The sequence below is a fragment of the Rufibacter roseolus genome, from assembly GCF_017916365.1.
Lineage (GTDB): Bacteria > Bacteroidota > Bacteroidia > Cytophagales > Hymenobacteraceae > Nibribacter > Nibribacter roseolus.
Genome location: NZ_JAFMSU010000002.1, coordinates 1,131,370 through 1,153,588, shown reverse-complemented (window position 1 = coordinate 1,153,588; position 22,219 = coordinate 1,131,370). Strand labels below are relative to the sequence as shown.

Below are 22,219 nucleotides of genomic sequence, written 5' to 3'. Positions count from 1 at the left end.
TTTCTATAAAACAGGTTAAAAACAGAGAAGCCCGAGGCATTGCCCCGGGCTTCTCTGTTTTGGTAACTATGTCAGTGACTAAGCTACTTTCTTCTCATCCACGTCTTTTACCAGAAGGGTGAGGAAACCAGCCAGGATCATGGAGCAACCGCCCACCACCAACACATAGATAGACTCCCCGTGGAAGATGTTCTTGTTTATGAAATCCAGCATGGTACCTGCCACAATCTGCGGAATCACAATAAAGAAGTTGAATACTCCCATGTAGTACCCCATGCGGTTGGCTGGGAGTGAACCCGCCAGGATGGAGTAAGGCATAGACAAGATACTGGCCCAGGCAATACCCACGCCAACCATAGAAACGGCCAGGAAATTAGGGTCTTTGATAAAGTAAATAGAGATCAAACCTAATCCTCCAAGGCACAGACAGATCAGGTGGGTTACCCTTCTGTTGGTTCTCTTGGCCAGGACCGGAAGTAAAAGGGCAAATACCGCCGATACCCCGTTGTAAATCCCGAAGCAAAGTCCTACCCAGTCGGCGCCTTCATTGTACAGTTTGGAAGTAGCGTCGGTGGCGCCGTAGATGTGGCGGGTTACGGCCGGAGTGGTGAAGATCCACATGGCAAACAACCCAAACCAGGTGAAGAACTGAACCAGCGCCAGCTGTGACATGGTTTTAGGCATCCTGAAAATCCCCATAAAGGTTTCTTCAACGCCTTGCCAGAAGGTGGCCTCCCGTTTCTCGCGCTCAAACTCTTCGAGGTTTTCGGGTGGATACTCCTTGGTTTTCACCACGGTCCAGAGCACCGCCAGGAAAAACACCACGCCTCCGCAGTAGAAGGCCCACTTTACAGAGGGCGGAATCTCACCGGCCGGGGCTGTATTTGGGATGCCAACCCAGTTATTGAAGATCCAGGGCAGGAGAGAGGCCACTACTGCGCCCACCCCAATAAAGAAAGTCTGCGCGGCGAACCCGGCTGTACGCTGGTCACTGGGCAGCAAGTCTCCTACCAAAGCCCTGAAAGGCTCCATGGATATGTTGATGGAAGAGTCCAGAATCCAGAGCATACCCACGGCCATCCAGAGCACCGAGGCATTAGGCATAATCAATAATGAAAGGGAGGCCAGCACAGCGCCAATCATGAAGAAAGGCTTTCTGCGGCCGAAAACCGGGCTCCAGGTGCGGTCACTCAGGTACCCGATGATGGGCTGCACTAACAGACCGGTTACGGGAGCCGCGAGCCAGTAAAGAGCAATTTCGGTGCCGCCCAGCGTCTCAAAAATCCGGCTAACGTTAGCGTTCTGTAACGCGAACCCAAACTGGATCCCCAAAAAGCCGAAACTCATGTTCCAGATTTGCCAGAAACTCAGGCGGGGTTTGGCTTGCGCCTGTACTACTTGTGCCATGGGCAAAGGGTTAGATGTGAAAGTTTGTTTGTCTGATGGGTGATTCTGTTTCTGCCTTAATATCTAAAAAAACAGGTTAGAAACGCGAGGTCCAGAAAAAAAACCTGTGAGGTTTCTAAAACCCCACAGGTTTTAAATACTACTTTTTCTGCAACAAAAACACGTGCGCGCTCATTGGCGCCAGCGTGATACTGGTTTTCACCGATGGCTGGAAGAACAGCGGCGGCATGTCTGTGAGTAGATCCTGCAGGATAAACGTGCCCTTTTCGTCCAGGTCCATGGCCGCTATCGCCGTTTGCGGCAATGTTAGACTGTAGTTGGTGTTCTGCCGGTTAAAGTTCACCAACACCATAATGCGTTCCTGGGCAGTGTGGCGTACATAGGCGTACACGCCCGCCGGGGCATCATTAGATTCTGCGGTTAAAGCATAGAATTTTCCCTTCCGGATGGCCTCGCGGCTGGTGCTGAGGTTGAGCAGTTTGGTGTAGAATGCCCGCAGGTCTTTCTGGTCCTGGGTGAGCTTGCCACCATCGAATTTGCCGCCGTTCATCCATGCCTGGTGCGCCGGAACTCCCCAGTAATCAAAAATGGTCGTGCGGCCGTCCTCGCCCTGGAAGCCTTCGTGGCCTTTGCCCGGTTCGCCCACTTCCTGGCCGAAATACACCATGACAGGTCCGCTGCCTAAAGTAGCGCTAAGAGTCATGGCTGGGATGCCAGCAAGAGGCGTGCCGGCGAACTCAGAGGAAGCCAGGCGCTGCTCATCATGGTTCTCCAGGAACCGGAGCATGTGGTTAGAGATGCCTTGGCTTTCTTCGCGCCAAACCTTGGTGATCTCCGCGGTGTTGCCCTGCCCTTTGTTTTCCATGAGGCGGCGAACGGCGTCATACAGCCCAACCTTGTCATAGAGATAATCAAAGTGGCCCGTCTGAATGTAGTTGCGGTACTCTTTGGGGTTGTAGATCTCCGCAATGAAGGTGATACCCGGGTGCTTCTCTTTCACCTGCGGGATAGCCCAAGCCCAGAACTCCACAGGCACCATTTCGGCCATGTCGCAGCGGAAACCGTCCACGCCTTTGCCAGCCCAGAACAGCAGGATGTCGCGCATCTTGAGCCAGGTGTCCGGGGTGGGCGAGAAGTGCTTGGTGCGGTTGTTCTGGATGTCTACCCCGTAGTTCAGCTTCACGGTCTCAAACCAGTCGTTCTCAGAGGGTGCGGCGTTAAACACATCGTTGCCGGTGACTTTGGCTGGGTTCTCTTTGAAGGTACCGTCTTCCTGCGGACCGCGGTGCGCGCCGCTCAATGGGTTGTAGGTCTTAGGCACCTGCAACGCCTGGCCGGGAATGTAGTAGAAGTTGTTGCTGGCCTTGAAGGAAACGGTTTTATCATCTTGAACTCCAAAGTCTTGCACGCCGGCAGGTTTGGCGTCTGAGGTATAGAAACGGGCCACGTGGTTGGGTACGAAGTCAATGAGCACTTTGAGGCCGTTGCCTTGGGTGCGGGCCACCAACGACTCAAACTCAGCCATCCGTTTGCGCACGTCCACCGCCAGATCGGGGTTCACGTCATAGTAATCCTTGATGGCGTAGGGAGAGCCGGCGCGGCCTTTTACCACATCCGCATCGTCCAGAGCCACCCCGAATTTGGTGTAATCCGTGAGGACGGCGTGCTCAATGACCCCGGTGTACCACACGTGCGTGGCGCCCAGCTTCTTGATTTCCTGCAGCGCCTTGTCTGAGATGTCGTTGAACTTACCCACGCCGTTTTCCTGCAGGGTGCCGTAGGTTTTGTTCAGGGCTTTCTTGTTCCCGAACAGACGAGTCATCATCTGGTAGATCACCAGTTTATTGTCCTTTACCTCCTCGTCAGTGGTATTAGGATCAGGCTTGGAGGCAGGGGTGGTCGTCACGGGTGCCGATGTTTTTGTCTCAGGGGTGCTGGTTTGGGTAGGGGCAGTGGAAGTGCACGCGCCCGCCAGTGCCGCCAGCAGCACGAGGGAAAGGAGAGGTCGTTTGGTTTGTTCTTGTATCACGTAGCTAAGGTCGTGTGAAAAGACTCATTTGAAGGTAAAACGCAGGGACTCCTGTTTTCAGGTTGTTCCCGCAAAAACAGGCCCAAAAGGGAAAGCCGCTCCCGATTGGGTGGGAGCGGCTTTGGGACTATACCAATTGGTGGGCAAACTCCCCTTTGGCATTCGCCTCAATGGTCTGCGGCTGGTCAAACACGTTCAAGGTGATGGTCTCCGGCGAAGCGTTCTCAATGATCACGTGTTCCTTGGTGACCTTGATGTTGAGTAGGTGCCCACGGAAACGGATCTTAAATGAATAAGAAGTCCAACCGGCGGGGATGAACGGATTGAAATGCAGTTGGTTATCGCGTACGCGCATGCCTCCGAAACCCTGCACCACCGACATCCAGGTACCGGCCATGGAGGTGATGTGGCAACCGTCCTCAGTGTCGTTGTTGTAGTCGTCCAGGTCAAGGCGGGCGGTGCGGAGGTAGAACTCGTAGGCGCGTTCCTCATCTCCTAACTTGGCAGCCAGGATGGAGTGCACACATGGCGAGAGAGAAGACTCATGTACGGTACGCGGCTCGTAGAAGTCATAGTTTCTGCGGATTGTCTCCAGATCATACCGGTCCTCGAAGAGGTAGATGCCTTGCAGCACATCGGCCTGTTTGATGAACACCGAGCGCAGGATTCTATCCCAGGACCATTTCTGGTTCAACGGTCGGTCCTCGGCCGAAAGGTCTTTCACCAGCGTCTGCTCTTTGTCCAGGAAGCCGTCTTGCTGCAGAAACACGCCCAGGTCTTTGTCCTCGGCGTAGTACATGTTGTCAATCACGTGCTGCCATTTCTCTGTTTCACTCGCAACATCCAGGTTCATTTTCTGCACCAATTCCTGAAAACGAGCTGAATCTGCGTTCTGCACGTGCTGCAGCGCCTTGAGCGTGTATTCCAGGGTCCAGGTGGCGATGGTGCTGGTGTACCAGTTGTTGTTGACGTTGTTCTCGTACTCGTTCGGTCCGGTCACGCCCAACATCACGTACTGGTTTTTGGCCGCCGACCAGTTCACGCGCTGCGCCCAGAAACGGGAGATACCCACAAGTACTTCAAGACCGTACTCGGCCAGATAGCTGTCATCGCCGGTGTAACGGATGTAGTCATAAATTGCGTGCGCGATGGCGCCATTGCGGTGGATTTCCTCAAAGGTGATTTCCCACTCGTTGTGGCACTCCTCTCCGTTGATGGTCACCATTGGGTACAGGGCCGCGCCGCCGGTGAAGCCCAGCTTCTCGGCGTTCTCGATGGCTTTCTCCAGGTGCTTGTAGCGGTACACCAAAAGGTTACGGGCTACCTGCGGATCGGCGGTGGCCAGGTAGAAAGGCAGGCAGTACGCCTCTGTGTCCCAGTAGGTGGTTCCGCCGTATTTCTCGCCGGTAAAGCCTTTTGGCCCGATGTTCAGGCGCTCATCCTCGCCGGTATAGGTCTGGTTCAGTTGGAAGATGTTGAAGCGGATACCCTGTTGCGCAGTGGCATCGCCCTCAATCATGATGTCGCTTTCTTCCCACTTGGCGGCCCAGGCGGCAGCCTGCTCCTGCAGCATCTGCTCAAAGCCTTTAGCTACGGCGCCAGCCAGCACCTGTTTGGTGTTTTCCAGCAGGTTTACCTTGGCGTGGTTCTCAGAGGAAAGGTTAGCCGCGAACTTATACAGCACCGTCTCCTGGTTTTCAGAAACCGGGAGCTCAAAAGTGGAAGCCACGTATTTGGTACGCTCCTCAGGAGTTGCCTGCACGGCTATTTCCTGGCCGTTCTGCGTCACTAAGAACTTCTGGCCGGTGCACACGTGGAAGAAGGTCTTCTTGGTCTCAGCGATCACGTAGCCTTCGGTGGGCTGCGCCTCCTGCAGAACCTCGTTCCAGAACTTCTCATCGTAGTTGGAGTCGGCGTTTTTGATATCGGCGTCCACGTAGGGAGTGAGGGTAAGCGTGCCGTTGAAGTTCAGCGGAGTGATGCTGTAGCGGATGGCGCCTACTTCATCATCCACGATGCTGGTGAAGCGCTTGGCTTCCACGCGCACCTGCTTGCCGCTGGCGAGCTGGGCAGTGAAGCGGCGCTCGAGCCAACCTTCGCGCATGTTCAGCTCGCGGCGGAAATCTAAAACCTGGCATTGGTTTAAATCCAAAGTTTCGCCATCTACCTGCACGTCAATGCCGATCCAGTTGGCAGCATTCAGTACCTTGGCGAAGTACTCTGGGTAGCCGTTTTTCCACCAGCCCACGCGGGTTTTGTCTGGGTAGTATACGCCGGCCACGTAATTACCCTGCAGCGTTTCGCCGGTGAACGCCTCCTCAAAGTTGGCGCGCTGGCCCATGCGGCCGTTGCCTAAGCTGAAAACGCTCTCGGAAATCTGGTTATAGTGTGGATGGAACCCTTCTTCAATGATGGACCACTCGTCAACGGTAAGATATTGTTTCATAATAGTTCGTATCAAGTATCAAGACTCACGTATCAGGACTTATTTTTCTCTTTTCTGTATATCTGTTTAGAAGCTGATTTTTGGAAAACAGCCTCTAAATACATTCACTTTTTAGGTACTTTATCGTCCCCCTTTGAAGGGGGTAGGGGGATGATTACTCGTGCAGATCATGGCGTTCCCGAGAATCATTTTGTAGTGTTTTGTGGATGTAGCATTTCGGTTCTTCCAACGGCCTTGTCATCCCCCAACCCCCTTCAAAGGGGGACGAAATGCGGGACAATAATTATTTTTTTGCGGGCCTTTTCTTCAAAACAGCCCTAAAACTAGTTAGGCTTTCTGCTCCAGGGCATGCAGGCGCTCAACCGTCATCTCGGTCATGTCTTTCACCACGATGTCGGCCTGCGTTAGCACCTCGGGTTGGCCTACGCCAACGCAGAGCATGCCACCGTTTTTAGCGGCTTCCACGCCGGCTACGGCGTCTTCAAACACCACGCATTCTGAGGGCTGCACCCCCAAAGCCTCGGCGCCTTTCAGGAATACTTCTGGGTGGGGCTTGCCGTTCACCACGTGGCGACCGTCAATGATGGCATCAAAGTAGGGGAGCAGATTTGTGCGCTCTAGGATGAGTTGCGCGTTTTTGCTCGCCGATCCCAAGGCTATTTTGATGCCTTCGGCTTTGAGGGCCTTAAGGAAATCCACCACGCCGGGCAGGATCTCGTCTGGGGTCATTTTGGCCACATCCAGGAGGTACTCGGTGTTTTTCTGCTCGCAAAGCGCCAGCATTTTCTCCTGTTCCATGGTCTGGTTGCCAATCTCCAGGATGATCTCCAGAGAACGCACGCGGCTCACACCTTTGAGGCGCTCATTGTCGTGCTCGGTGAAATCGATACCCAGGGTTTGGGCCAGTTGGCGCCAGGCTTTAAAATGGTATACTGCGGTGTCAACTAGTACTCCGTCTAAGTCAAGAAGGCAAGCTTTGATGGTGCTCATAAGTGTATGTTCGTTTTCCCCGGATGGTGGGAAATGTGGTTATAGATTAGATTGCTTTTGTAGTTCTACTACGATGGCCGTCTTGGCCGGTACCTTAATGGAAGCCAGGCTGGCAAGAGGGGCATAGGTTAAAATATTCTTTCCTTTGGTGAATCCGTTAAGGCGTTCAGCGAAGCGATCGGTTTTCATATCCACTTCTTTGTCAGTGGTGTTGGTGGCCACCATGATAGTTTTGCTTTCATCATAGCGGAAGTACACGTACAGTCCGTCCTGGGGTACAAACTGCATGAGCTTGCCCGAGTGCAAGGCCGGGGTGTTCTTACGGTAAGTGGCCAGTTTCTTCACAAAGTTGAAGGCTTCGTTCTCGCGTGCATTGCGGCCTGTGGCGGTGAACTTGTTTTCCTTGTCGCCGGCGAAACCACCGGGGAAATCACGGCGCACCTCAGCGTCTGATGGGTCTTTGAAGTTCTTCATCAGGATCTCGGTGCCATAGTAAAGCGACGGGATGCCGCGGGTAGTGAGAAGCCAGGTCAGGCCCATCTTGTACTTGTCAAAATCTTCCCCAATGACGGAGAAGTAGCGGTTCATGTCATGATTGTCCAGGAAAGTGACCAGTTTCATGGGGTTCTCGTACACGGCGTCCTGCGCCAGGATCTGGTGTACTTTGCTCACGCCTTCGTCCCAGCCGAACTTTTGGTTCAGGGCGTCATTTATGCCATTGAACAGCACAAAGTCCAGGGTGCCGGGCTGGTTGCTTTTGAATGGGAAGTTGATGTTGTTGCGGGTAAAACGAGACTGCGCAACCACGTTGTTGACCCAAGACTCCCCGAAGATGTGAATGTTGGGATACTCGTCCAGCAGGGCCTGGTTGCAGGCGTTCATGAACTGGTCGTCATTGTACATGTAGGTGTCAATGCGCCAGGCATCAATCCCGAAATTCTCCACTACCCAGATCGCATTCTGGATGAGGTAATTGGCCACCAGAGGGTTGTTCTGGTTCAGGTCGGGCATAAAAGGGGTGAACCAACCGTTCATCATCACGGTCCAGTCTGCCTTAGACCCGTTAGGGTCAATGATGGGCTGGAACTTGTGCGAGGTGTTGGTGTAGGCCGGGAACTGGTGTACCCAATCTTTGGACGGTTGGTCTTTGATAAACCAGTGGTTGATGCCCACGTGGTTGTAAACCGCATCCTGCACTACCTTGAGGCCTTTGGCATGGGCCGCCTGCACAAATTTTCTGTACACTTCGTTCCCGCCCAGGCGCTTGTCAACGGCGTAATGATCCGTGAAGGCGTAGCCGTGGTAGGCGCTCCGCATCTGGCCGCCTTCATCTGTCAAAGGCTGGTTGTTTTCAATTACCGGGTTCAGCCACAAGGCCGTGACCCCCAGTTCCTGGAAATAGTTGAGGTGGTTCTGGATGCCCTGGATGTCGCCGCCGTGGCGCAGGAAGGGGTTGCTGCGGTCGGCTTTCGGATCGGCGAGGTCTTTGAACTTGTCGTTTTTAGGATCTCCGTTGGAGAAGCGATCAGGCAGCACCAGGTAAATGAAATCGGCGGAGGTCAGACCCTGGCCTTTGGGTTCCTGGTTACGGGCTTTGAGTTCGTACTTGCGGGTGAGTTTCTGTTTGCCGTTCTGGCCCGTTATGTTAAAGGAACCCGGCTTGGTAGACGCCGCAATGGTAAGGTCCAGGAAAGCATAGTTGGGGTTCTCCACCTTCTGCGATTTCACCAGCTCTACCCCAGGGTAATCGATTGAATAGTTAAGTGTACCCGCGTTTGGGCCGTACACCAACAATTGAAGATTTTGGTTTTTCATGCCTACCCACCAGTTAGTGGGGTCTACCCGGGTGATGGCGGCTTTCTGCTGGGCCTGGGCGGAGAAGGAAAGAAGTAAAACGCTTAGCAAAGCAAGCCCTTTGGCAAATGCAAGGGAGAGGGGAGAATGCTTCATTATATTCATTATCAGATTTATAGAGACGCCAAATTGAGCGCCTTGGCAATTCAATGTTGGATTTCCTACTGTAAAGCAAGCCTCAATTTACCTTTCGGCTCCGTCCTGTTTTAAGTGCCTTTGGGGAAAAACGATCCTGAAACACCTTGCTTTGACTTGCTTCGGCAGAGATTTTTACAACCAGGTACAATCTTTATCCATCTACAAGGGCTTCAATCTCAGCCAAAAATCTATACCGGAGAGGTAAGTTCTTCCTGGTTTGGACCAAAGAATGGTAGCTTTATAGGATAGTATTGTTAATATTGTAAAATCATGGAGGTAAATCTACGCTTTTTTAATTAAGAAATCGATTTCCTAGATTTAAAAATGCTAATTATGAAAAAATCTACAGGCCTGAAGCTTGGCCTGCTGCTACCCCTCACCTCATTGGTCTTTCAGGCTGAAGCTCAGGTGACTATTGAGATCAGGAAGGTGCCGGAGAAGACCCCAGCCACGGATACGCTCTTCCTGGCCGGCAACCCTAACAACTGGAATCCGCGCAATCCGGCGTTTGCCTTCAAGAAAGCCGCCAATAACCGTTTCTACCTTACCTTGCCCCAGGGCGAGGGAGAACTGGAGTACAAGATCACCCGGGGAAGCTGGGAGAAAGGAGAGACCCTTGCCAACGGAGCGGGCCGCGGCAACCGGGCCTATAAAGCCAAAGCCGCGAAAGACACTATACGCATAGAAGTAGAGAACTGGCAGGACAATTTCGCCTCGCCGGCTAAGGCGCATACCGCCGCTTCTAACGTCCAGGTTCTGAGCAATGAATTCTGGATGCCGCAGTTGAAGAAATCGCGCCGCGTATGGCTGTACCTGCCCCCTGATTACGCTACCTCTGGTAAGAAGTACCCCGTGTTGTACATGCACGACGGCCAGAACGTGTTTGACGCTTTCTATTCCTACAGCGGCGAGTGGGGCGTGGACGAATCTTTGAATGAGCTGTTCAAGACCCAGGGCAAAGAGGTGATTGTAGTGGCAGTGGACAACGGCGGTGAGGAGCGGATGAACGAGTACACGCCATGGCGCAACGCCAAATACGGCGGTGGCAAAGGCGATGCCTACGTTGATTTCCTGGCCCAAACCTTGAAGCCTTACATTGATGCGCATTACCGCACCAAACCAGAAAAAGAGAACACCGGCGTGGCAGGTAGTTCTATGGGTGGGTTGATCTCGTTGTACGCGGCCCTTAAACATCCTGAGGTATTTGGGAGAGCCGGCGTGTTTTCTCCCGCTTTCTGGGTTTCACCCGAGTTCTTTGATTATGCCGCAAAAACAAAGCCTGCCAAGGACCTGAAGGTATACCTGGTAGCCGGAGCCAAGGAAAGCAAGGAGATGGTCCCGGACATGGCCCGCATGCGAGACCTTTTGGTGAAACAGGGACTCAAGTCCTCTGCCTTTGTCTATGAAGTACACGCAGACGGTGAACACAAGGAGTCTTACTGGAGACGGGAGTTTCCCAAGGTTTTCTCCTGGCTTTTTTCCAGGTAGCATCTTGGTGAAAGGATAAAGCAATCCCTGCTGTTCTTGGGCTCTATTTTGTAAATCGGCCTAAAAGCAGCAGGGATTTTCATGAGCGGTTACTGCTGGTCACCTCCGGTGGTAGTGGTGGCGGAGGAGTCTGGCAGGTTCAAGGAGTCCAGGCCGCCGTCCGCGCCTTCTACCATGTCTTCGGTGTTGGTAGTGCCGGTTTTCTCGGCGGGGGCTTTCTCGCCGCAGGCAGTAAAGATGCCACCTACCAGCGTAAGGGCCAGTAGGTTGGTGAAGATGGTCTTTTTCATAGGGGTTATGTTTTAGGCACGTTTTTTCTAAATATTAGAAGTTTTAAATCTTTGTACGGAATAATCGGGCTTGGGTAGGAGTAGCCTTCCGGCGACGCTGAGATGGCGTCGAATCCATCCCAGCAAGCGGTCATAAAGTTTTCAAACTGTGATAGGTAAACCTAAGTGCTTTCCCATTTTGAAATCCTTTCAACCTGATTAAGGCAGCCCCGGGCAGCTTAGAACCTTTAGGTAAATTCTGAGTTTATCTATACTATGGCAAAGCGACCCGGTATCTTCCCCACCTTCTTCATCTCCGGATTTGAATGCTCCACTTTCCTGTGGAAAGACAAAGGACGCCGCAACCTTGTAGAGGAGACGCAGCATGACAGGTTTGCCCATAGTGATTATGAACTGCTGCGGCGACTGGGGATTGCGGTCTCGCGGGAAGGCATTCCCTGGCCTATGGTGGATAAGGCTGGAACGTATGATTTCTCGGCTATAGATCCCATGATTGCGGCCATGCAACAGCACAAGATTTTGCCCATATGGGATCTCTGCCACTACGGCTACCCCGATGACCTGGATCCTTTCACCGATACTTTCACCCAACGCTTTGCTTCTTATTGCCGGGCAGCCGCCGAATACGTTGTTGACAAATTGCCCCCACCGTACTTCTTTACGCCCATCAACGAGATCACATTTTTCTCTTTCTGCGCCGGCGAGTGGGGCTGGGTAGCGCCTTATAAGAAAACGAAGGAAGACCGCTTTAAACTGAGGGTGGCGCTCTGCAAAGCTGCCATTGCCGGAGTAAAGGCCATCAGAGAAGTGATTCCGGAGGCCCGCATGATCCATATTGATCCCCTGGTGCAGGTGGTGGCACCCAAAGACCGTCCCGATCTGAAGGAGGCAGCCCACCACGAAACTTATGTAGACACTTTCCTGGCCTGGGACATCATCTGCGGCAAAGAACATCCCGAGCTAGGTGGTTCTCCCGAGACCCTGGACATCGTAGGCGCCAACAACTACTCCTTCGGACAGATGGAGTACCGGGAGCAGGGGCCTCATGCCGCGCTTCCGCCCGATGATGACCGCATCAAACCGCTTTGCGAACTAATGCACTGGGTGTATGACCGCTACAAACGCCCCATGATCATTGGGGAGACCAGCGGGCTGAAAGACGGGCGGGAAGACTGGCTCCGCGATGTCATGGATGAGTCTTTGGCGGCCGTGGAAGCCGGTATAGATCTGCATGGCATCTGCCTGTTCCCGGCGGTAGACATGCCCGACTGGCACACCGGCGAGTGGCTGCACAACGGCATCTGCGACCTTGAATTACACAACGATGAATTGAGGCGGGTGGAATGCGAACCTTACATCCGGGAACTGCGCCGCTGGCAGAAAGAACTTAACCGCGTCACCCAACTGGACGAAGACCCTTTCAACGATCCCGTAGAACTGCAGGACGTCATAGACGCCGCCAAACGCCTGAAGAAGAAACCCGACAAGAACTGGCACTAAGAAACAGGGTTCAATACTTTTTTCTTAAAACTAACCTTTAAACTCTCACCTCTGACCGTTAGTCTCGGATCAGTTTATAAGAATTTAAGCCAGGGACCGATGGTTAAGCCCAAATGAGAAGGTTAAAGAAATCTCCTTTCAGGTGAACGAACATTTACATGATGTACTTCGTGATGAACCAAAAGCAAAGGCTGATCTGAAAAGATCACCCTTTGCTTTTGTTATAAAGATGATTGGTTTTACCGGGTGACCATCATGTGTTTGGAGGCAGCTATTTTCCCGTTGACCGTTAGTGTGTAAACGTAGTTTCCGGCAGGTAAGTCTCGGGCATTCATCTGCGCTGTGCCCGTTGTGGGAGCCTGAATGGTTTTCACTAGTTTTCCGGAATTCGACTCATAAACATGAATCTGGCCCGTGGCGCCAACCGGTATGCTGTACCGGAAGGTGGTGATCTGGTCTACTGGGTTAGGCTGGTTCTGTTCCAGCAGAATACCTGGGTTGTTTGAACCCAGGGCACTTTTATTCTCTGCTCCAGTTGTGGACTCCAGTTGGGCCACCCTTTGGGAGAGAAAAGTTATGGTTTGCCGTTGTTCCTCTAGGGTCTGCTGTTGCTCCTGCACCGCCTTTATCAGCAAGGGAATCAGCTCGGTGTAGTTCACACCTTTCAAATTGATGCTTTCCTTTTGGATGTCTTTCGCTTCTATGTTTTTGGAGATTTTGCCTTCGGCGGTAAACCTGTTGTTTTCCTCGCTCCGGTCATGAAGGTAGATTGGTGCATCTTTTACTAGATCGGGCAGAACCTTTTCTACATCCTGGGCCACTAACCCGTAATGGCTCCCCTGGGGTAAGTGAAGCTTGGCGTATTGTCCGTCTTTCCTGAACTCATATTGCACGGGTTTTAACTTGTTTAAGAGGGTGATGGCATCACCAACCGGCTGCATATTTTTCTTGATGTTCCCGTCACTTGCCTTAAAGGTGTTGGAGAGGAAAACGTCGCCATCAATGACTGCGGCAAACTGACCGTTTAAAGTAGTTGCATAGACACCGTTGCCAGAATTTGACACGAAGTTACCGGCAAAGCTGTTTACACTGAATCCTTCCACTCCATGGCCATCATCGCTGGAGCCAAGTACTCCAAATTGTTCTGCGTATCCAGCCACGCCAACAAATCCAGATTGGCCCACCACGCCGTAAGACCCTATCTCCTGGGATCCCTGGCCCTCAACCCCCGTGCGCGCTTTTCCATAAACAGCCGTCCCGAAAAGGTTTGTCGCCTCTGCCTCTAGGCCAATGGCATGACCGCTGGTGAATATACCCGAGCCAAAGGCGGTGTCATTCACTACCTGGAGTTTATGGATAGGAGAAAAGACGGAGGTGCCGATATTTACCTTACCGTTTACATATAAGCCATTGTTTGGGGGAGTATTGTTGAAACCAACGCTTAATCCGCCGTTTCTATGTACCTTAAATTTAGTAACATTATTCACCAACACACCAACCGGATCCTGGCCGGCTGCGCTGTTGACCTGCAGCTTGGTGGTTGGGGTAGTAGTGCCAATGCCAACCAGCCCAAGGGCCGTAATTCTCACTCGTTCATTGTTGTTCGTGTAAAGCCGGAGGTGAACTCCGTTGGTAGTGCCCAGTTTTGCGGTGCCTGCGTTGCTGTTACCGGCCAGGCTCCAATAAGGAGCAGTGTTCTGCGCGGTTGACTCAGAGAGGAGGAACAACGTGGAAATTAAAAGTATAACCTTCTTCATGTTTTTAGGTCATTTAAAAAAAGAGAACTGAAAACGCGTGACGACAAGAAAGCCTGGAAAAAGCCCAGGCTTTACAGGAGGGTAGAAGGACCATTGGGGAATTGGAGTTTGTGCTTGATTTAAAACCGGATTTTACCGGTATACCATCATGTGTTTGGAGGCGGCCAGTTTTCCGTTCACGGTCAAGGTGTAGACGTAATTACCACTAGGCAAGTCGCTGGCATTCATTTGTACTTTCCCATTGGCGGGGGCGGGTATAGTTTTGAGTAGTTTCCCGGAATTCGCCTCATAAACGTGAATCTGGGCCGTGGCGCCAACTGGTATGCTGTACCGGAAGGTGGTAGACTGGTCAACGGGGTTAGGTTGGTTCTGCTCCAGCAGGATGCCAGTAGCCTTAGGACCAAGGGAGCTTTTGCCGCCTGTTCCGGAGCCGGCTTCCAGTTGGGTAACCCTTTCGGTAAGTGTAGTGATGGTTTGTTGTTGTTCCTGCAGGGCTTTGATGAGCAAGGGAACCAACTCAGTGTAGTTGATTCCTTTCACGTTAATGGTTTCTGTTTTGGTGTCCTTCAGTTCTGTCTTTTGGGCGGTTTTTTCCTTAGGGACGCCGTTGTTTGTCTTACCCGGATCCGGCACGATGAGTTGGGCCTCTTTGACCAAGTAGGGCAGTACCTTCTCTACGTCCTGAGCCACTAACCCAAAATGGCTTCCCTTTGGCAGATTCAACCGGGCATATTGGCCAGCCTGGCTGAACTCGTATTGCACAGGTTTCAGTTTGTTAATGATCTCGATGGCTGTACCTACCTCCTGCACGTTCCGCTTCATGCTTCCATCGCTCATCGTAACGGAGCCGGAAATAAAAACGTCCCCCTGGAAGATGCCCGCATAAGTGCTGAATTTAGAGGTGGCATAGATTCCCGTCCCGTAATTAGAGTCAAAATAACCGCCGTATCCTACTTCACTATCCCCCTGAACGGCTCTGCCAAAAGCACTGTAAGCCTGCACGCCCACATTGTCACCAGTACTGAGAACCCCAATATGTGGGCTATAGCTATTGATGCCATAACTGTCCGCACTCACATCAATCCCCATAAACCCGGCCCTGGAAAAAATACCTGTGCCGTTAGGGTATCCGCCAATACTATATATTCCAACTCCGTAGATATCAGTACTCTGAGCCCTGAGCCCAATGTGTTGGCCTTGAGAATCTATGCCAATACTGTCGCCCCGGCTGAAAATGCCAATCCCTAACGACCCACTCTGGGCTGTTAACCCAATTCCGGAAGTAGCCGCTGCCGCGGCGCGCAGGCCATACAAGTTCCCAATGGTATAGAGGCCAGTGCTGTTGGTTCCCCCGGCCACGGCTGAGATGTGCATTTTGGTACTGGGGTCTGGGGAGGTGATCCCGATGCCTACGTTGCCATCCACCAACAGGCCATTGGCTGGCGGGGTGGCGGAAAAGCCCACGCTGAGTCCGCCGTTGCGGCTCGCCAGCAGCTTGGTGGAGTTATTTACCAATACCCTTAACGGGTCCAGGGTAGGGCCGCTGTTTACTTGCAGCTTGGCTGTTGGGGTAGTAGTGCCAATGCCCACCAGCCCCGAGGCAGTCAGACGCATCCGCTCCTTGTTGTTGGTGAAGAAGCGAAGGTGAACTCCGTTGGTGGTACCTAGCTTTGCGGTGCCTGCGTTGCTGTTTCCTGCCAGGCTCCAGTTAGGAGCCGTGTTCTGAGCGGTGGCATTCCAGATGGTACAGGAAAAAACGAGGAGGAATAGTACTAACTTCTTCATGATCCTTAATAAGTTATGAAGTGAATAGCCTAGGATAGGAAGGAACAGGAAAGCTTGATAGGTTTTCAGAGACCAAAAAGCTTTACAGGGGGGGATGGGAGAACCTTAATAAAGGAATAAGGCTAAAAGCTCCAGAAAACCGGAGGACAGCTGGTCAACTTGGAAGGGATTTGCCTATCTCACGGGCCGAGGCTGTGGTTCCCATGTAGCAGAAACCTTTTGGATCAGGAGCGCAGGTGGATGTTTCTTACTAAAGAAGAACCGGCTGGGTCTTGATTAACCTAAGGTACTTTTTTATCCAGCCGAAAGCAATGAGCAAGCTTTATAATTTAGCCTGTTTCGTGTGTGTTTTTAGGTTTTCATAAGGGAAATAAGAATTATAAAGGAGTTCGTTTTAGGTATGTGAATTGGCGGACAAACAAAAAGCCCGAAGGGAACACCTTCGGGCTTTTTGTTTGTGGAAAATGAAGTAGAGTTAGGCCACAGGCACGCGCTCCAGTTCTTTCCAGGCAAGGGCTGCTGCGCCCATTACCGCCGTATTGCTTAAACCTAAGCCAGAAGGCAAGATTTTCACTTTGCCTTTGAAAATGCTCAGGAGGTTTTTCTCCATGTGGTAACGAACCGGGTCAAACAGGAACTCCTCGGCGCGGGTCAGACCACCGAAGAGGAAGATCGCCTCGGGGCTCAGGTGCGCCACGGTATCGGCTAGTTTCATGCCCAGCACTTTGCCGGTGTACTCAAAGCAGTCAATCGCGATTTTGTCTCCGCGTTTGGCCGCCTGGGTGATCATCTCGGCGTTGAGGTCGTTGAAGCTTACGCCGCGCAGTTCGCTGTAATCTGTGTAGTCTGCTAAGAATTTGTAAACAGTGCGTTTGATACCGGTGGCAGAAACGTAGGTCTCCAGGCATCCGCGACGTCCGCAACCGCAAACACGGCCGCTGCCTTTCACGTTCACCAGGGTGTGGCCCAACTCACCGGCGTTGCCGTCATGGCCGTACACCAACTCTCCGTTCACCACAATACCGCTACCCAAACCTGTACCCAGGGTTACCACCACGAAGTTCTTCATGTCTTTGGCACCGCCGTAGATCATCTCACCAATAGCGGCTGCGTTGGCGTCATTGGTAAGGTAGATAGGAAGCTTGAAGTAAGAATTAAGCAACTCCACCAACGGCACTGAACCATGCCATTTCAGGTTGGGTGCATTCTCAATGGTACCTGTATAGAAGTTGCCGTTAGGGGCGCCTACACCTACACCAATGACGTTGGCTTCGTCTTCAATTTTCTTGAACTTGGTTTGCACCTCGCTGTAGAGGATGCGCAGGAAATCATGTACGGTCTCTCCCTCAGTGGTTGGGAGCTCGCCTTGGGTTAAAATGATGCCATCGCGGTCAATAAAGCCAAACTTGGTGTTCGTACCACCGATGTCAATGCCTAAAATTACGTCCTTCATGAGAGTTAGTAGAGATTGGTGCGGGTAAAAGGCACGAGGTACAAAAGGGTAGTCGTGCGGTTAAATTTCTAATAGGGTGGAAACTTAAGAATAAACCTTCATTTTGCCAAATATTCGCCCTGACCAGCCCATTTTATCAGCTTAGTTTACGGCAGATTGCCTGATTTCTTTTGTCGGGCTTTAAAATACGCTGTGATTCTATCAAATGGTAAATTTTGCACGCGCTATTCTCTGCCTTTTATTACCGAACGAGGGGTTGTTATGCCTTAGGTCAGGCGTCCTTGTTTAATGGCCTTTTCCCGCAAAGAGGGCTTTACATGTGAAGATCAAAGGATAGTTCTGACTTAAGGAAAGTAGCGCAAAATCCTTAAAATCGCCATTCTTCCTCCGGTCATTCTTGTATCAGACGCATCTTGAAACGGCAGGTCCGGAGCGTATGGTAAATACAGTGGAGAGGCTTTGAAGGCCTATAGAAAAGGAGAGAACCCCCTGGTTTTAGCAGCCAATATTGTTTTAGGGCTGTTTTTGCAAAAGTGGCACATTTTGAGAATCCAAAAGTTTCGGAATCTGAAAGGAAATACAAAGGCCGTAGAGGACGTTCTCCTTTGGACGTTTAGCCAGTAGATAAAAATATCGTCAAATGAAGTATGATGTTTTAGTACAAATTTTAAAAAAGCAGCCTTAAAATACAATTTTGTCAAGAGGAGCCAGATGACTTTGAGTCACAACGGGAGAAGCAAAACTTAGTTGAATAAATAATTAAAGTACCCCTATATTTAAGGTGTAGAAGCTGGCAAAACCCGATAAAATTTGGTATTTTTGCATGTTAATAATCCACCGAAAACTCAATGAGTGACATCGAACAAAACAACATGACCGCCTATTCCGCAGACAGTATCCAGGTGCTAGAAGGCTTGGAGGCGGTGCGTAAACGGCCCGCCATGTACATCGGCGATATCGGCATCAAAGGTCTCCACCACCTGGTGTGGGAAGTGGTAGACAACTCCATAGATGAAGCCCTGGCCGGGCACTGTGACGAGATCAGCGTCACCATCCACACAGACAACTCTATTTCCGTTTCAGACAATGGCCGGGGTATTCCGGTAGACTTCCACCAGAAAGAGGGCCGCTCGGCCCTGGAGGTGGTAATGACGGTGTTGCACGCCGGCGGAAAGTTTGACAAAGATTCTTACAAAGTATCCGGTGGTCTGCACGGGGTAGGGGTATCCTGCGTGAACGCCCTTTCTACAGACCTGCACGTAACCGTTCACCGCAACGGCAAGCTTTACGAGCAGCACTATAATATTGGGGTGCCGGCTTACCCGGTGCGCGAGATTGGCACTACTGACAAGCGAGGTACTACTGTTCACTTCCAGCCAGATGCCAGCATCTTCACCGTTACCGAATACAAATACGAAACAGTTGCCAGCCGCCTCCGCGAACTGGCTTTCCTTAACAAGGGCATCAGAATCAACCTCACCGACCTGCGTGAGGAAGTGACCCCGGGCGAATACCTGGCCGAGTCTTTCTATTCTGAAGGCGGTCTGCGCGAGTTTGTGGCCTACCTGGAGGAAACCCGGGTGAACCTTATTCCGGAGCCCATCTACGTAGAGAGCGAGAAAGGCGGTATTCCCGTGGAGATTGCCCTGAACTATAACACGTCTTACACAGAGAACATCTTCTCTTACGTCAACAACATCAACACCCACGAGGGCGGTACGCACGTGGCCGGTTTCCGTAGAGCCTTGACGCGTACGTTGAAGGCGTATGCTGAGCGTTCTGGCATGCTGGAGAAAGCCAAGGTAGAGATCCAAGGCGATGACTTCCGCGAGGGCTTGACAGCCGTGATCTCGGTGAAAGTGCAGGAGCCGCAGTTTGAGGGCCAGACCAAAACAAAACTGGGTAACTCAGATGTGATGGGTGCCGTGGATACCGTGGTAGGAGAGATCCTGAACCAGTTCCTGGAAGAAAACCCTAAAGAAGCGAAGATCATCATCCAGAAAGTGATTCTGGCGGCGCAGGCGCGTCTGGCGGCCCGTAAGGCCCGCGAGATGGTGCAACGCAAAAACGTGATGGGCGGCTCAGGCTTACCCGGTAAACTGGCTGACTGCTCGGACTCTGACCCTGAGAACTGCGAACTGTACCTGGTGGAGGGTGACTCTGCGGGTGGCTCGGCCAAGCAGGGCCGCGACCGTAAGTTCCAGGCCATTCTGCCGCTGCGCGGTAAGATCCTGAACGTGGAGAAAGCCCAGGAGCACCGCATCTACGAGAACGAGGAGATCAAGAACATGATCACCGCCCTGGGCGTGAGCTTCGGGACCCCGGAAGATGAGAAGGCCCTAAACATGGCTAAACTACGTTACCACAAAGTCATCATCATGACGGATGCGGACGTGGACGGTTCCCACATCAGAACCCTTATCCTGACGTTCTTCTTCCGCTACATGCGTGACCTTATTGACAGCGGTTACGTGTACATTGCCTTGCCGCCGCTGTACCTGGTGAAGAAAGGTAAGGAAGAGCGTTACTGCTGGACTGAGCAAGACCGTATTGAGGCCATTGCCGAGCTTGGCAAAGGTAAAGACGAGAGCGTGGGCGTACAGCGCTACAAAGGTTTGGGTGAGATGAACCCAGAGCAGCTCTGGGAAACCACCATGCGCCCAGATACCCGCAGCTTAAAGCAGGTGTCTGTGGAATCGGCCGCTGAGGCTGACCACCTGTTCTCCATGCTCATGGGTGACGAGGTAGCCCCGCGCCGTGATTTTATTGAACGCAACGCCAAATACGCCAAAGTAGACGTTTAAGGCCCGATTTTTGATATTGCAAAGGAAAGCCTGCTTTATGCAGGCTTTTCTGTTGCGCTTGGGCAGAGAAAGCCGTTAATTAGCAAGGCAAGAGATTCACGTAGCTACACGTAATTACGTATAAAGAAGCACAGAAAAGTAGAAGTTGACCACCAGGTATGAATTCAATCAAGGCATCGGAGCAAATCCGGAGAAGTAACTACATTAGCCGCGACCTTAGCTGGTTGCGTTTCAACTACAGGGTGTTGGATCTGGCAAAGAATCCTAACACCTCCCTGTTTGATAGAATGAAGTTTCTGGCCATAACCTCCTCCAACCTGGATGAGTTCTTCATGATCAGGGTGGGCAGCTTGTACAACTATATTGACTTCGGGAAAGAGCGCGTGGATTATTCAGGCTTGCGGGAGCTGCCCTTCCGGAAAAAACTGCTGGATCTGGCCCACCGCTTTGTGGGAGACCAATGCCAGACTTACGAGGAGATAAAGCCTGATTTTGACCGGCACGGTTTCAACATCTGCAACGTAGAGGACCTCACCGAGTCTGAGCAGGCCAAGGCGGCTTCTTATTTCAAGAACACCATCTATCCGCTGCTTACACCCATGGTGTATGACTCTTACCACGGGTTCCCGCTCATGATGAACCAACTGCTCATCTTTGCGGTAGTCACCCGTACCTCTGAGGAAGAAAAGCAGCAGAGCCGTACCACCTTTGTGCAGATACCCGGGAATTTGACCCGTTTTTTTGAAATCTCGCGCAAAAACAAAATCATCTTCGTGCCTATTGAGGAGATCATCCGCTGGAACATGGATAAGCTCTTCCGCAACGTGGAGATCGAGTCGGTGAACCTGTTCCGGATCACCCGTAACGGTGATTTCACGCTGGAGGAAAGCGATGACATGGACCAGGATTTTGTGCAGGAGGTAAAACAAAAGCTTAAGAACCGGAAGAAAGGCCGTGTGGTGCGCATGGAGGTAGAACGCACACCTTCTCCGTACGTGTTAAAAATGCTTAAAGAGCGCTGGTCTATTGACAACGGCAACATCTTTTCCATTGATCGGCTTATTGACCTTAAATCACTTTGGCAGATCATCCGGCACCCGCATTTCGCGAACAAGATTCAGCGCCCACCAGCGCCAATTCCGGCGCCCAGCTTGCCGCCCGGGGCCATGGACAATATCTTTGAATACCTCAAGCACCATGACGTGCTGTTGCACCACCCGTACAACAGCATTGAGCCCGTAGTAACCTTGCTGGAGAAAGCCGCCGAGGACCCGTACGTGCTGGGGATCAAGCAGACCATTTACCGCTTAGCGGATAATTCCCGCGTAACCGCAGCCTTGCTTAAAGCCGCTGAAAACGGGAAACACGTCTCGGCGCTGCTTGAGGTAAAGGCCCGTTTTGACGAGGAACGCAACCTGCGCGAAGGGGAGAAGCTAGAAAAGGCCGGCTGTTTCGTGATTTACGGTATCAGCAAGTACAAGACGCACACCAAAATGCTCATGATCATCCGGAAGGAAGGGGAGAAGGTGACGCGTTACGTACACATAGGCAGCGGAAACTACAATGAATCCACGAGTCGCACCTATACCGATATCAGCCTCCTGACCACCGATGACGTGTACGGCCATGACGTGTCTGAATTCTTCAACGTAATCACCGGGCACTCTTACCCCGAAAACTACGAGTACCTGATCACGGCGCCAAAGGATATGCGGCAGCAGCTGATTGACTTAATCCGGCAGGAGCGTCTCAATGCCGAACTTGGTTTACCCGCGGGCATCGTGATCAAGATCAACTCGCTGGAGGACAAAGAGGTGATTGACGAGTTCTACGCCGCTTCCCAGGCCGGGGTGCAGATCAGGCTCATCGTGCGCGGTATCTGCTGCCTGCGGCCCGGTCGCGAAGGCTTGAGCGAGAACATCCAGGTGAGCTCCATCGTGGGTGAATACTTGGAGCATGCACGCTTATTTTATTTCCACAACAACGGAAATCCGCAGGTGCTGGGCGGCAGCGCCGACATTATGGTGCGCAGTTTTGAGCGCCGCATTGAGGCCTTGTTCTACATTGTGCACGAAGACCTGAAACGCCAGGCCACCAACATCCTGCGCTACAACCTCATGGACAACCAGAACTCCTACATCATGCGCGAGGACGGCTCCTACATCAAACGCCAACCTGCCGATGGTGAGCCTATCTTCAACATGCACCGCGAGTTCTTCCATCTCTCCACCGATGTAGAAGTAGAAACCTGTTTGTTTTAAAATTCGGTTCTATAAAA

At 52.0% G+C, this 22,219-nt stretch carries 13 protein-coding genes; 4 read left to right on the top strand and 9 right to left on the bottom strand.

The genetic code is table 11. From position 1 onward, the window contains the following. Window positions 1-78: 78 nt before the first annotated feature. From J3P35_RS13775 to J3P35_RS13755, 5 genes are all read right to left on the bottom strand, one after another. Complete coding sequence (locus J3P35_RS13775; protein ID WP_210465158.1) at window positions 79-1,407, bottom strand: MFS transporter; 1,329 nt, start codon at window positions 1,405-1,407, stop codon at window positions 79-81. Between the two features lie 139 nt (window positions 1,408-1,546). Continuing rightward, window positions 1,547-3,232 (bottom strand): alpha-amylase family protein, encoded by a 1,686-nt coding sequence (locus tag J3P35_RS13770; protein WP_210465614.1) that lies wholly within the window; start codon window positions 3,230-3,232, stop codon window positions 1,547-1,549. A gap of 331 nt (window positions 3,233-3,563) precedes the next feature. Beyond that, on the bottom strand, window positions 3,564-5,882 hold the full coding sequence (locus tag J3P35_RS13765) for a glycoside hydrolase family 65 protein (RefSeq protein ID WP_210465157.1): 2,319 nt from the start codon (window positions 5,880-5,882) through the stop codon (window positions 3,564-3,566). Between the two features lie 327 nt (window positions 5,883-6,209). After that, window positions 6,210-6,872: a beta-phosphoglucomutase gene (gene pgmB, locus J3P35_RS13760; RefSeq protein WP_210465156.1), complete on the bottom strand. Its 663-nt coding sequence runs from the start codon at window positions 6,870-6,872 to the stop codon at window positions 6,210-6,212. 39 nt (window positions 6,873-6,911) lie between these two features. Beyond that, on the bottom strand, window positions 6,912-8,822 hold the full coding sequence (locus J3P35_RS13755; protein ID WP_210465155.1) for a glycoside hydrolase family 13 protein: 1,911 nt from the start codon (window positions 8,820-8,822) through the stop codon (window positions 6,912-6,914). A gap of 375 nt (window positions 8,823-9,197) precedes the next feature. Between J3P35_RS13755 and J3P35_RS13750 the strand changes: the two genes are divergently transcribed. Beyond that, window positions 9,198-10,352: an alpha/beta hydrolase gene (locus J3P35_RS13750; protein ID WP_210465154.1), complete on the top strand. Its 1,155-nt coding sequence runs from the start codon at window positions 9,198-9,200 to the stop codon at window positions 10,350-10,352. Window positions 10,353-10,441: 89 nt separating this feature from the next. Here the strand turns inward: J3P35_RS13750 and J3P35_RS13745 are convergent, their stop codons facing one another. Continuing rightward, window positions 10,442-10,642: a hypothetical protein gene (locus tag J3P35_RS13745; protein WP_210465153.1), complete on the bottom strand. Its 201-nt coding sequence runs from the start codon at window positions 10,640-10,642 to the stop codon at window positions 10,442-10,444. A 255-nt stretch (window positions 10,643-10,897) separates the two neighbouring features. Here J3P35_RS13745 and J3P35_RS13740 point away from each other — a divergent pair, with 255 nt between their 5' ends. Continuing rightward, entirely contained in the window at window positions 10,898-12,142 is a 1,245-nt protein-coding gene (locus J3P35_RS13740; protein ID WP_210465152.1) for a family 1 glycosylhydrolase, read from the top strand. Window positions 12,143-12,381: 239 nt separating this feature from the next. Here the strand turns inward: J3P35_RS13740 and J3P35_RS13735 are convergent, their stop codons facing one another. The 3 genes from J3P35_RS13735 to J3P35_RS13725 all read right to left on the bottom strand — a co-directional run bounded on the left by J3P35_RS13735 (window position 12,382) and on the right by J3P35_RS13725 (window position 17,137). After that, entirely contained in the window at window positions 12,382-13,899 is a 1,518-nt protein-coding gene (locus tag J3P35_RS13735) for a tail fiber domain-containing protein (RefSeq protein WP_210465151.1), read from the bottom strand. Window positions 13,900-14,031: 132 nt separating this feature from the next. Beyond that, window positions 14,032-15,684: a tail fiber domain-containing protein gene (locus tag J3P35_RS13730; protein WP_210465150.1), complete on the bottom strand. Its 1,653-nt coding sequence runs from the start codon at window positions 15,682-15,684 to the stop codon at window positions 14,032-14,034. 475 nt (window positions 15,685-16,159) lie between these two features. Then, window positions 16,160-17,137: an ROK family protein gene (locus tag J3P35_RS13725; protein ID WP_210465149.1), complete on the bottom strand. Its 978-nt coding sequence runs from the start codon at window positions 17,135-17,137 to the stop codon at window positions 16,160-16,162. An 848-nt stretch (window positions 17,138-17,985) separates the two neighbouring features. Between J3P35_RS13725 and gyrB the strand changes: the two genes are divergently transcribed. After that, entirely contained in the window at window positions 17,986-19,941 is a 1,956-nt protein-coding gene (gyrB, locus tag J3P35_RS13720; RefSeq protein ID WP_210465148.1) for a DNA topoisomerase (ATP-hydrolyzing) subunit B, read from the top strand. A 158-nt stretch (window positions 19,942-20,099) separates the two neighbouring features. Continuing rightward, window positions 20,100-22,202 carry a polyphosphate kinase 1 gene (gene ppk1, locus J3P35_RS13715; RefSeq protein ID WP_210465147.1) on the top strand — a complete coding sequence of 701 codons (2,103 nt, stop codon included), beginning with the start codon at window positions 20,100-20,102 and terminating at the stop codon, window positions 22,200-22,202. Window positions 22,203-22,219 lie beyond the last annotated feature (17 nt).

Coding starts and splice junctions, on each gene's coding strand:
- J3P35_RS13735 (WP_210465151.1), bottom strand. CDS start 13,899: ATGAAGAAGGTTATACTTTTAATTTCCACGTTGTTCCTCCTCTCTGAG.
- J3P35_RS13750 (WP_210465154.1), top strand. CDS start 9,198: ATGAAAAAATCTACAGGCCTGAAGCTTGGCCTGCTGCTACCCCTCACC.
- ppk1 (WP_210465147.1), top strand. CDS start 20,100: ATGAATTCAATCAAGGCATCGGAGCAAATCCGGAGAAGTAACTACATT.
- J3P35_RS13725 (WP_210465149.1), bottom strand. CDS start 17,137: ATGAAGGACGTAATTTTAGGCATTGACATCGGTGGTACGAACACCAAG.
- pgmB (WP_210465156.1), bottom strand. CDS start 6,872: ATGAGCACCATCAAAGCTTGCCTTCTTGACTTAGACGGAGTACTAGTT.
- J3P35_RS13775 (WP_210465158.1), bottom strand. CDS start 1,407: ATGGCACAAGTAGTACAGGCGCAAGCCAAACCCCGCCTGAGTTTCTGG.
- J3P35_RS13740 (WP_210465152.1), top strand. CDS start 10,898: ATGGCAAAGCGACCCGGTATCTTCCCCACCTTCTTCATCTCCGGATTT.
- J3P35_RS13755 (WP_210465155.1), bottom strand. CDS start 8,822: ATGAAGCATTCTCCCCTCTCCCTTGCATTTGCCAAAGGGCTTGCTTTG.
- J3P35_RS13765 (WP_210465157.1), bottom strand. CDS start 5,882: ATGAAACAATATCTTACCGTTGACGAGTGGTCCATCATTGAAGAAGGG.
- J3P35_RS13745 (WP_210465153.1), bottom strand. CDS start 10,642: ATGAAAAAGACCATCTTCACCAACCTACTGGCCCTTACGCTGGTAGGT.
- J3P35_RS13730 (WP_210465150.1), bottom strand. CDS start 15,684: ATGAAGAAGTTAGTACTATTCCTCCTCGTTTTTTCCTGTACCATCTGG.
- J3P35_RS13770 (WP_210465614.1), bottom strand. CDS start 3,232: ATGATGACTCGTCTGTTCGGGAACAAGAAAGCCCTGAACAAAACCTAC.
- gyrB (WP_210465148.1), top strand. CDS start 17,986: ATGAGTGACATCGAACAAAACAACATGACCGCCTATTCCGCAGACAGT.